This is a genomic window from Pseudomonas sp. CM25 (assembly GCF_013179705.1).
Classification (GTDB): Bacteria; Pseudomonadota; Gammaproteobacteria; order Pseudomonadales; family Pseudomonadaceae; genus Aquipseudomonas.
Genome location: NZ_JABMCW010000208.1, coordinates 1 through 10,065, shown reverse-complemented (window position 1 = coordinate 10,065; position 10,065 = coordinate 1). Strand labels below are relative to the sequence as shown.

The following is a 10,065-nucleotide window of genomic DNA, read 5'->3' as shown; positions in this document are numbered from 1 at the left end:
AGCCTCGGGCTCGGAGTTCTTGTAGTTGGCGTAGATCAGCTCGAGCTGCGCCTGGTCGGCATAGCGGCCGAACGGGTAGCGCGACTCCAGGGCCTTGAGCTTGTTCACGGCGCTGGTGTAGCTGGAGTTGTCCAGATCAGCCTGGGCCTGCTGGTACAGCTCGGCCTCGCTGAGGTTCTCGTCGATGACTTCCTTATTGGAGGAACAGGCCGCGGTAAGCCCGAGGATGGCGATCAGCAGCAGGTGTTTCACTCGCATGGCGGCTTGCGTCCCTTTGACGGCCGCTGTCTTGGGCGGTGCCGTCCTGTTATGATGAGCGCCCCGGCCAACCCCGGGACAAAAGAAGCCGTATTTAACCACAAGCTCGCAGCCGAAACCAAAGGCTGTGCGCCCGCCGAATCGAGCATGTCCGAGATCATTCAACTTAGTGCAGAGGTACCGTCCGATCTGGGCGGTCAACGCCTCGACCAGGTCGCCGCCCAATTGTTCGCTGAGTACTCGCGTTCGCGGCTTACCACGTGGATCAAAGAGGGCCGCCTGACGGTCGATGGCGCCGTCGTGCGCCCTCGTGACACCGTCTATGGTGGCGCCGTACTTGCCCTGCAGGCCGAGCAAGAGGCCCAGGGCGAGTGGATCGCAGAAGACATCGAGCTGGATATCGTCTACGAAGACGACCATATCATGGTGATCAACAAGCCCGCCGGGCTGGTTGTGCACCCGGCCGCCGGCCATGCCAGCGGTACCCTGCTCAATGCGCTGCTGCACCACGTGCCAGACATCATCAATGTGCCGCGTGCCGGCATCGTCCACCGCCTGGACAAGGACACCACCGGTCTGATGGTTGTGGCCAAGACCCTGCAGGCGCAGACCAAGCTGGTCGAGCAGATGCAAAGCCGCAAGGTCAGCCGCATCTACGAGTGCATCGTGATTGGCGTGGTGACTGCCGGCGGCAAGATCGACGCCCCGATCGGTCGCCACGGCGGCATGCGCCAGCGCATGGCGGTAACCGATGGCGGCAAGCCGGCGGTCAGCCACTACCGCGTGCTCAAGCGCTTCCGCTCGCACACTCATGTGCGGGTCAAGCTGGAGACCGGCCGTACCCACCAGATCCGCGTGCACATGGCGCATGTCGGGTTCCCGCTGGTCGGCGACCAGACCTACGGCGGGCGCTTCCGCATTCCGCCTGCTGCGAGCCCGACGATGGTCGAGGCGGTCAAGACCTTCCCGCGTCAGGCGCTGCATGCGCGTTTCCTGGCACTGGCGCACCCGATCACCGGCGAGATCATGAAGTGGGAGTCGCCGCTGCCGGATGACTTCCTCTGGTTGCTGACGCTGCTGAACGAAGACCGCGAGAGCTTTATCGGATGAGTGGCCTGGCGCAGTCGCTGCTATTGCCCGACTGGCCAGCCCCGGCCTCGGTTCGCGCCTGTGTCACCACCTGTCAGGGCGGCATCAGCCAGTCGCCCTACGCAACGTTCAACCTTGGCGATCATGTGGGGGATGACCCTGCTGCGGTTGCCGAGAACCGCCGTCGTCTGAGCGACGAGTTCGCCATCCAGCCGGCCTGGCTCAAGCAGGTGCACGGGCTGGTGGTGGCGGATGCCGACCCGGCCGTGGTGGCCGAGGCCGACGCCAGCTGGACTGACCAGCCCGGTGTTGCCTGTACCGTGATGACTGCCGATTGCCTGCCTGTGCTGTTCTGCGACCGGGCCGGTACCCGCGTGGCGGCCGCACATGCGGGCTGGCGCGGGCTGGCTGGTGGGGTGCTGGAAGCTACGCTGGACCGCCTGGCGCTGGCACCGGAAGAGGTGCTGGTGTGGCTGGGGCCGGCGATTGGCCCCAAGGCATTTGAAGTCGGGCTGGAAGTGCGGGATGCCTTTACTGCCGTGCACCCTGAAGCGGCCCGGGCCTTTGTCGACGGACAGCGGCCGGGCAAGCTGATGGCCGACATCTACGAGCTGGCGCGTATTCGCCTGGCGGCGCGTGGGGTGACGGCTGTTTATGGTGGTGGCTGGTGCACGGTCAGTGATGAGCGGTTCTTTTCCTATCGCCGTACCCCGCAGGGTGGGCGGTTTGCTTCCCTTGTGTGGCTGGAACCGCGCTAGCCTGCACCGGCCTCTTCGCGGGCACGCCCGCTCCCACAGGTACAGCATCGCCCTCGGGGCCAGTGATGATCCTGTGGGAGCGGGTTCACCCGCGAATGGCCCAGCACTAATCCAACAGGTTGACCCCGGTCAACCCCGCTACGCTTGAATCTTCCAGAATCAGCCTTATCTATAAGGTCATCTCAGGCAGGTTTCTTCATGAACAGGCGCTGTCCATCGCTCCGACCTGCCCTTTAAAGGAAGGTACACCATGCGAATAGACCGTTTGACCAGCAAGCTTCAACTAGCCATATCCGATGCCCAGTCCCTGGCCGTTGGCATGGATCACCCAGCCATCGAGCCCGTGCACCTGATGCAGGCACTGCTTGAACAGCAGGGCGGTTCGATCAAGCCGCTGCTGATGCAGGTCGGCTTCGACATCAACAGCCTGCGCCAGGCGCTGGTGAAAGAACTCGACCAGCTGCCGAAAATCCAGAACCCGACCGGCGACGTGAACATGTCGCAGGACCTGGCACGCCTGCTCAACCAGGCCGACCGCCTGGCCCAGCAGAAGGGTGACCAGTTCATTTCCAGCGAACTGGTGGTGCTGGCCGCCATGGACGAAAACAGCAAACTCGGCAAGGTACTGCTGAGCCAGGGCGTGACCAAGAAAGCCCTGGAAAATGCCATCAACAACCTGCGTGGCGGCGCGGCCGTCAACGACGCCAACGCCGAGGAATCGCGCCAGGCGCTGGACAAGTACACCGTCGACCTGACCAAGCGTGCCGAAGAAGGCAAGCTGGACCCGGTAATCGGCCGTGACGACGAAATCCGCCGTACCGTGCAGGTGTTGCAACGCCGTACCAAGAACAACCCGGTGCTGATCGGTGAGCCCGGCGTGGGCAAGACTGCCATCGCCGAGGGCCTGGCCCAGCGCATCATCAATGGTGAAGTGCCCGACGGCCTCAAGGGCAAGCGCCTGCTGGCGCTGGACATGGGCGCGCTGATTGCCGGTGCCAAGTACCGTGGCGAGTTCGAAGAGCGCCTTAAATCGCTGCTGAACGAGCTGTCCAAGCAGGAAGGCCAGATCATCCTGTTCATCGACGAGCTGCACACCATGGTCGGCGCCGGCAAAGGCGAGGGCGCCATGGACGCCGGCAACATGCTCAAGCCGGCCCTGGCCCGTGGCGAACTGCACTGTGTGGGCGCCACCACGCTTAACGAGTATCGCCAGTTCATCGAAAAGGACGCCGCCCTGGAGCGCCGCTTCCAGAAGGTGCTGGTCGAGGAGCCGAGCGAGGAAGACACCATCGCCATCCTGCGCGGCCTTAAAGAGCGTTATGAAGTGCACCACAAGGTGGCCATCACCGACGGCGCAATCATCGCTGCGGCCAAGCTCAGCCACCGCTACATCACTGACCGCCAGTTGCCGGACAAGGCGATCGACCTGATCGACGAAGCGGCCAGCCGCATCCGCATGGAGATCGACTCCAAGCCGGAAGTGCTCGACCGCCTTGATCGCCGCCTGATCCAGTTGAAGGTGGAGTCGCAGGCGCTTAAGAAGGAAGAAGACGAAGCGGCCAAAAAACGCCTCGAGAAGCTGACCGAAGAAATCGAGCGTTTGGAGCGTGAGTATTCCGACCTGGAAGAAATCTGGGCGTCCGAGAAGGCCGAAGTGCAGGGCTCGGCCCAGATCCAGCAAAAGATCGAGCAAGCCCGCCAGGAGCTGGAAGCCGCTCGTCGCAAAGGCGATCTCAGCCGCATGGCCGAGCTGCAGTACGGGGTGATCCCGGACCTGGAGCGCAGCCTGCAGATGGTTGACCAGCACGGCAAGACCGAGAACCAGTTGCTGCGCAACAAGGTGACCGAGGAAGAAATTGCCGAAGTGGTGTCCAAGTGGACCGGCATTCCAGTGGCCAAGATGCTCGAAGGCGAGCGCGAGAAGCTGCTGAAGATGGAAGACCTGTTGCACCAGCGCGTGATCGGCCAGGGCGAGGCGGTAACCGCAGTGGCCAACGCCGTGCGCCGCTCGCGCGCCGGGCTGTCCGACCCTAACCGGCCGAGTGGTTCGTTCATGTTCCTTGGCCCGACCGGTGTGGGCAAGACCGAGCTGTGCAAGGCGCTGGCCGAGTTCCTGTTCGACACCGAAGAGGCCATGGTCCGCATCGACATGTCCGAGTTCATGGAGAAACACTCCGTGGCTCGCCTGATCGGCGCCCCACCAGGGTATGTAGGGTATGAAGAGGGCGGTTACCTGACCGAAGCGGTACGGCGCAAGCCTTACTCGGTGGTGCTGCTGGACGAGGTGGAAAAGGCTCACCCGGATGTGTTCAACGTGCTGCTGCAAGTGCTGGAAGACGGCCGCCTGACCGACAGCCACGGGCGCACGGTGGACTTCCGCAACACCGTGATCGTGATGACCTCCAACCTGGGCTCGGCGCAGATCCAGGAGCTGGTCGGCGACCGCGAGGCACAGCGTGCGGCAGTAATGGATGCAGTGGGCGCGCACTTCCGGCCAGAGTTCATCAACCGCATCGATGAAGTGGTGGTGTTCGAACCGCTGGGGCGCGAGCAGATTGCCGGTATTACCGAAATCCAGCTGGGCCGCCTGCGCAGCCGCTTGCTGGAACGCGAGCTGTCGCTGAGCCTGACCCCGGAGGCGTTGGACAAGCTGATTGCCGTGGGTTACGACCCGGTGTACGGCGCACGGCCGCTGAAGCGGGCGATTCAGCGCTGGATCGAGAACCCGCTGGCGCAGTTGATCCTGGCAGGCAAGTTTGTGCCGGGTACGGCGATCGATGCCAAGGTGGAAGGCGACGAAATCGTCTTTGTATAAGTTGTTCCATCATGAGCCCCGCGTTTGCGGGGCTTTTTTTTTACCGGTTTTTCTGTGCTGGCCCTATCGCCGGCAAGCCAGCTCCCACAGGTTCAGCACCGCTTTCGAAGGCTGTGGAGGGCAATGTGGCAGCTGGCTTGCCGGCGATAGGGCCCTCACAGCCCCAGCAATTCCGGGCCTTTGCGGACTTGCCGGGTAACCCGCTGAAATTTTTGAAATTTCTGCTTGCATCCTAAAACGGGTCCCCCTAATATACGCCGCGTTGTCAGCCACTAAGCGAATCACCAGCAACATAGGTGACCGCAAAACAACTTACAAATCAGTAAGTTGAATGAAAAAAAGGGGTTGACAAGCAAAACGAAGAATGTAGAATAGCCGGCCTCAGCAGCGACAAAGCGAAAGCTAAGAAGCTGAAGAGTTCGAAGCTAACACAGACTTCGAAGCAGTAAAGATGTACCGAAGTTCAGTTCCGCGATAGCTCAGTCGGTAGAGCAAATGACTGTTAATCATTGGGTCCCTGGTTCGAGTCCAGGTCGCGGAGCCATCTCGGGGTGTAGCGCAGTCCGGTAGCGCGCCTGCTTTGGGAGCAGGATGTCAGGAGTTCGAATCCCCTCACCCCGACCATTTTCCGGGTCGTTAGCTCAGTTGGTAGAGCAGTTGGCTTTTAACCAATTGGTCGTAGGTTCGAATCCTACACGACCCACCATGTTAAAAAGGGCATCTCAAAGAGATGCCCTTTTTTTTGAAAGACCCGGGGTGTAGCGCAGTCCGGTAGCGCGCCTGCTTTGGGAGCAGGATGTCAGGAGTTCGAATCCCCTCACCCCGACCATTTTTGGGTCGTTAGCTCAGTTGGTAGAGCAGTTGGCTTTTAACCAATTGGTCGTAGGTTCGAATCCTACACGACCCACCATGAAACAAGGGCATCTCGTATGAGATGCCCTTTTTCTTTTGCCCCAAAAAAATGCACCCTTCGGTGCAGATCTTCCCGGGCGCTTTTTGCTACACCGTCACCCCTTGTAGGAGCGGCCCGCGAATTCGGCTGTAGGGCCACTATCGCATTCGCGGGTAAACCCGCGCCTACCAGGGAATGCAAAGGCGTTGAGCCTTGTGCAATCCCTGTGGGAGCTGGCTTGCCGGCGATCAGGCCAGCACAGGCAACCTCTGTGGCATGCCTGTCAGTGCAGTTTCAGGCGCGGCTCGGTGCCCCGGCCAATCTTGCTGCCCAGCATCATCAACGCCGTGCGGAAGAACCCGTACAACGCCATCTGGTGCATGCGGTACAGCGACACGTAGAACATCCGCGCCAGCCAGCCCTCCAGCTTCACGCTGCCCATCAGGTTACCCATCAGGTTGCCCACTGCCGAGAAACGCGAAAGCGACACCAGCGAGCCGTAGTCCTTGTACGCGTAAGTCGGCAGCGGTTTGTTCTCCAGTCGCGCCTTCAGGCTCTGCGCCAGCATCGAAGCCTGCTGGTGCGCTGCCTGTGCGCGTGGCGGCACATTACGATCACTGCCCGGTTGCGGGCAGGCGGCGCAGTCACCGAAAGCGAAGATGTTGTCATCGCGGGTGGTCTGCAGGGTAGGGCGTACCACCAGCTGGTTGATGCGGTTGGTTTCCAGGCCATCGATGTCCTTGAGAAAGCCCGGCGCCCGGATACCGGCCGCCCACACCTTCAGGCTGGCCTGGATCAGCTGACCGTCTTGGGTCTTCAGGCCATCCTCGGTCACTTCGCTGACCGCAGCGTTGGTCAGCACCTTGACCCCGAGTTTTTCCAGGGTCTTGTGCACCGGCACGCTGATGCGCTCTGGCAGCGCGGGCAGCACACGCGGGCCCGCTTCGATGATGGTGATGTGCATGTCCTTGGGCTGGATGCGGTCCAGGCCATAGGCCGCCAGTTCGTGGGCCGCATGGTGCAGCTCCGCTGCCAGCTCGACACCGGTGGCGCCGGCGCCAACGATGGCCACGCTGATCTGCTCGCTGGCCACATCGCCGGCGTGGGCGCGCAGGTAGTGATTTAGCAGCTGCTGATGGAAGCGCTCGGCCTGCTTGCGGGTGTCGAGGAACAGGCAGTGCTGCGCCGCGCCCAAGGTGCCGAAGTCGTTGGTGTTGCTGCCCACGGCGATGACCAGGGTGTCGTAACCCAGGGTGCGCGCAGGCAGCAGCTCGCGGCCATCCTCATCGAGGGTGGCGGCCAGCTGGATCTGCTTGCCTTCACGGTCCAGGCCGCTCATGCGCCCCAGCTGGAAGTTGAAGTGGTTCCACTTGGCCTGGGCCACGTAGTTCAGTTCGTCTTCCGAGGAGTTCAGCGAGCCGGCCGCCACTTCGTGCAGCAGCGGCTTCCAGATGTGCGTGAGGTTGGCGTCGACCAGGGTGATTTCGGCCTGCTTGCGCTTGCCCAGGGTTTTACCCAGGCGGGTCGCCAGTTCCAGGCCGCCGGCGCCGCCGCCGACAATCACGATGCGATGAGTCATGGGGATATCTCATAAGGTTTACGGAATGCTTGGCCCTGGGGGCCGGCCGCAAACTGCACGAGGGGTGGGCGAGCGCGAAGCAGCTCATAGCACCAGTCCACTGAGCAGGCGGCTGATGAGACCCAACCCGATGGTCACGGCCACCACCAGCGCAAGGAGCAGCCACGGCCGGAAGGGCCTGCGCTCGACTTGGTGCTGGGGGGCTCGCAGATACTCATCGACGCGACGCTGATCTTCTGGATTCAGGCGGCTGGTCATGGTGGGGCCTCGTCAGGTAGACGTTAGAGACTGCCCAAACGCTACAGCGTTCGGGCAAGCGCTTGAAACAAATGATAATGCTTTCTATCTCTTGCGCCGAGTGTACGCCATCGCAAACATTCGGTGCAGTGGATCAAAGACTGATGCCCACGTCGAACACGATGCTGCGGCCCAGGTTGCCGCGCAGAAAATCCGGGGCATCGGGGTGGGCGAACAGCACCCGGGCAAAGGTTGGCCCGACCAGTGACAGCGAACGCCAGCCCTGGCGCAGGTATTCGGTGGGCGGCGGGAAGTGGGTGTTCAGGTCGAGCACTTCGCGCTTCAGGCTTGAGAAGGCAATGATGTCCAGCTCGTTCAGCTCCAGCCCGCGTTCCCGATAGTTGTGCGCCTTCTTGCGCAGGGTCGGTGCCAGGCGCCCCAGCAGTTCGGTGGCACTGATGCGCCGCGGGCGGGCTTCGCGGCGCACCAGTTGCGCCAACGAGAACGCGCTGCGCCGGCGCTGCAGCTCTTCGCGCCATTCATCGTTCAGCCGGCGGCCCTCGTCGAGCACGAAAAACACCTCGAAGGCGGCATCGCGGAACAGCACGTCGGGTGGCTCCTGGCCTGCCGGGGTGAAGTCCTCGCTGCGGTAGGGGATGTTCAGCCCTTGCAACAGGCGCTGGCACACCCAACGCTCCCGCTCCCACTTGCGGGCGTTGGAGAGAAAGGCATTGGCTTGTTCCGCCTGGATGGTAAGCAGGCGCAAATAGTCTGAGTCATCCATGCCCACAAGCTTAGTCGCTAATCGATGACGGTAAGATGCTGTTTGTGCGCAATATTCAGGTGAGTGCCGACCACTGCTGAACCAGCCCGAACAGATGCACCAGGCCAAAGCCCAGGCAGATCAGCGAACTGACCACGATAAACCGCTGTGAGCGGCCAGTCCCTGCCAGCAACTTCGGCCCCAGCAGGCCGCGGGCCAGATACACCAGGGTAATCAGGCAAAGGGCCGGCAGCAGCAACGGCAGCCTGGCAATCGCCCCGGCAGCGGACAACGCATACGCCGACCAGAGCAGCAGTACAGCGGCGATGGCGGTCGTGATCAGCGCGGGGTACCAGCGGCCTTTTTCGGCGGCCACGGCCATGTGCTCGCCGGCGCCGAACAACCGGTACCAGCGTGGCCCCACGGCGATGATCGCCAGGTGCAAAATGCCGATAAAAGCGTTGAGCGCTGCGGCCAACAGCAGCGCAGGGTTGATTCCTTCAGGCATTGCCAATGCTCCCTGCATCGAATGATGCGCCAGCCTACCGCAGCCGGAAGAAACGGAGAATGGGTGTAGACTCAGCTTTATCCACAGGGTTGAAAGGGGCATTGCGTCCGGTGATCAGCGCACAGGTGTTGTCCGACACCAGCCTTGCCCTTGGCTGGCTTGGCTACGTGCCCTTGCTGGTCTGGGCGGCCAGCCGCGCCCGCTGGGTGGAATTGTTCACCGACCGGCGCCGCCAGCATCTGCTGTTTGGCACGGTGTTCTGCCTGTTTGCCCTGTGGCTGGTCAGGCGCGATTTCGATACCGGCGTTTCCTATCACTTCATTGGCATGACAGCAGTCACGCTACTGCTGGACTGGCCGCTGGCGGTGCTGGGTGGGTTCATGGCCCAGCTAGGCCTGCTGGCGCTGGGTCGCCAGGACCTCGCGGCACTTGGGGTGAACGGGCTGTTGCTGGTGGGCCTGCCGGTACTGATCACCGAAGCATGTGCCCTGCTGGTCGAGCGCGCCCAGCCGCGCAACCTGTTCGTCTATATCTTCTGTTCAGGCTTTTTCCCCGCTGCGCTGACGGTGCTGGCTTGCCTGCTGGCCGGGCTGGGGGTGTTGTGGCTGGATGGGCGTTTCGCCATGCCGGAATGGCTCAGCGACTTTGTCGGCTACCTGTGGCTGATGATGTTCCCCGAAGCGTTCATCAACGGCATGGTGATCAGCGCGCTGGTGGTGTTTTGCCCGGAGTGGCTGGAAACCTTCAACCGTACGCGTTATTTGCAGGCGCCGTGGAAGGAAGATGAGCGATAGATAAGTGTTGGCTGTGCCGCCCCTTTCGCGGGTAAATCGGATCGCCGCGAAGAGGCCGGCCCAGCCAACCTGCTACCGGATCAGTGCCGCGGCTCCAGGTCCCCCGAATACAGCTCATCCTCGGACTCTTCCGCCCCCGGAATCTTGTGCTCTTCCGCCGCCCAGGCCCCCAGGTCGATCAGCTTGCAGCGGTCCGAGCAAAACGGCCGGAATGTGTTGTTATCGTTCCATTCCACAGGTGCGCCACAGGTCGGGCAGTCGACGGTCAATGGCTGGCTCATGGCTGGCCTCCTCGTAAAGTCAGGTAAAAGTGATGCAGGGTGTCGATCTGCTGATGCAACGCGGCCAGGTCGCCGTCATTGACCACCACAT

General features: G+C 62.2%; 10 protein-coding genes, 5 tRNA genes and 1 pseudogene. 9 read left to right on the top strand and 7 right to left on the bottom strand.

Annotation, left to right across the window (positions count from 1 at the left end; all coding sequences use genetic code 11):
- The coding region (locus HP546_RS19770; protein ID WP_172228582.1) for a tetratricopeptide repeat protein at positions 1-258 on the bottom strand (258 nt) is incomplete at its 3' end.
- Between the two features lie 147 nt (positions 259-405).
- Between HP546_RS19770 and rluD the strand changes: the two genes are divergently transcribed.
- The 8 genes from rluD to HP546_RS19730 all read left to right on the top strand — a co-directional run bounded on the left by rluD (position 406) and on the right by HP546_RS19730 (position 5,830).
- The gene (gene rluD / locus HP546_RS19765) at positions 406-1,368 is read left to right on the top strand and encodes a 23S rRNA pseudouridine(1911/1915/1917) synthase RluD (RefSeq protein ID WP_172228580.1); all 963 of its coding nucleotides are present in this window, start codon (positions 406-408) and stop codon (positions 1,366-1,368) included.
- Positions 1,365-2,105: a peptidoglycan editing factor PgeF gene (pgeF, locus tag HP546_RS19760; RefSeq protein ID WP_172228578.1), complete on the top strand. Its 741-nt coding sequence runs from the start codon at positions 1,365-1,367 to the stop codon at positions 2,103-2,105. The genes rluD and pgeF overlap by 4 nt, the downstream gene beginning before the upstream one ends.
- 250 nt (positions 2,106-2,355) lie before the next feature.
- A complete protein-coding gene (clpB, locus tag HP546_RS19755; protein WP_172228576.1) occupies positions 2,356-4,920 on the top strand; it encodes an ATP-dependent chaperone ClpB in 2,565 nt (854 codons plus the stop codon).
- Between the two features lie 468 nt (positions 4,921-5,388).
- A tRNA-Asn gene (locus HP546_RS19750) sits at positions 5,389-5,464 on the top strand.
- Positions 5,465-5,467: 3 nt separating this feature from the next.
- A tRNA-Pro gene (locus tag HP546_RS19745) sits at positions 5,468-5,544 on the top strand.
- Between the two features lie 6 nt (positions 5,545-5,550).
- Positions 5,551-5,626: transfer RNA gene (locus HP546_RS19740), tRNA-Lys, on the top strand.
- Between the two features lie 46 nt (positions 5,627-5,672).
- Positions 5,673-5,749: transfer RNA gene (locus HP546_RS19735), tRNA-Pro, on the top strand.
- Positions 5,750-5,754: 5 nt separating this feature from the next.
- A tRNA-Lys gene (locus HP546_RS19730) sits at positions 5,755-5,830 on the top strand.
- 265 nt (positions 5,831-6,095) lie between these two features.
- On the opposite strand, the gene HP546_RS19725 is transcribed toward HP546_RS19730, so the two are convergent.
- From HP546_RS19725 to HP546_RS19710, 4 genes are all read right to left on the bottom strand, one after another.
- On the bottom strand, positions 6,096-7,391 hold the full coding sequence (locus HP546_RS19725) for an NAD(P)/FAD-dependent oxidoreductase (protein ID WP_172228574.1): 1,296 nt from the start codon (positions 7,389-7,391) through the stop codon (positions 6,096-6,098).
- Positions 7,392-7,475: 84 nt separating this feature from the next.
- Complete coding sequence (locus HP546_RS19720; RefSeq protein ID WP_144170447.1) at positions 7,476-7,649, bottom strand: DUF3094 domain-containing protein; 174 nt, start codon at positions 7,647-7,649, stop codon at positions 7,476-7,478.
- Positions 7,650-7,782: 133 nt separating this feature from the next.
- Entirely contained in the window at positions 7,783-8,412 is a 630-nt protein-coding gene (locus tag HP546_RS19715) for a DUF1780 domain-containing protein (protein WP_003247546.1), read from the bottom strand.
- Positions 8,413-8,467: 55 nt separating this feature from the next.
- The gene (locus tag HP546_RS19710) at positions 8,468-8,899 is read right to left on the bottom strand and encodes a hypothetical protein (RefSeq protein WP_172228572.1); all 432 of its coding nucleotides are present in this window, start codon (positions 8,897-8,899) and stop codon (positions 8,468-8,470) included.
- Positions 8,900-8,958: 59 nt separating this feature from the next.
- Here HP546_RS19710 and HP546_RS19705 point away from each other — a divergent pair, with 59 nt between their 5' ends.
- Positions 8,959-9,693, top strand: a complete 735-nt coding sequence (locus tag HP546_RS19705; protein WP_172228570.1) for an energy-coupling factor ABC transporter permease — start codon at positions 8,959-8,961, stop codon at positions 9,691-9,693.
- Positions 9,694-9,773: 80 nt separating this feature from the next.
- On the opposite strand, the gene yacG is transcribed toward HP546_RS19705, so the two are convergent.
- Positions 9,774-9,974, bottom strand: a complete 201-nt coding sequence (yacG, locus tag HP546_RS19700; RefSeq protein WP_172228568.1) for a DNA gyrase inhibitor YacG — start codon at positions 9,972-9,974, stop codon at positions 9,774-9,776.
- A pseudogene (locus tag HP546_RS19695) lies at positions 9,971-10,065 on the bottom strand (dephospho-CoA kinase); the annotation flags it as partial. The gene yacG and the pseudogene HP546_RS19695, both read right to left, overlap by 4 nt.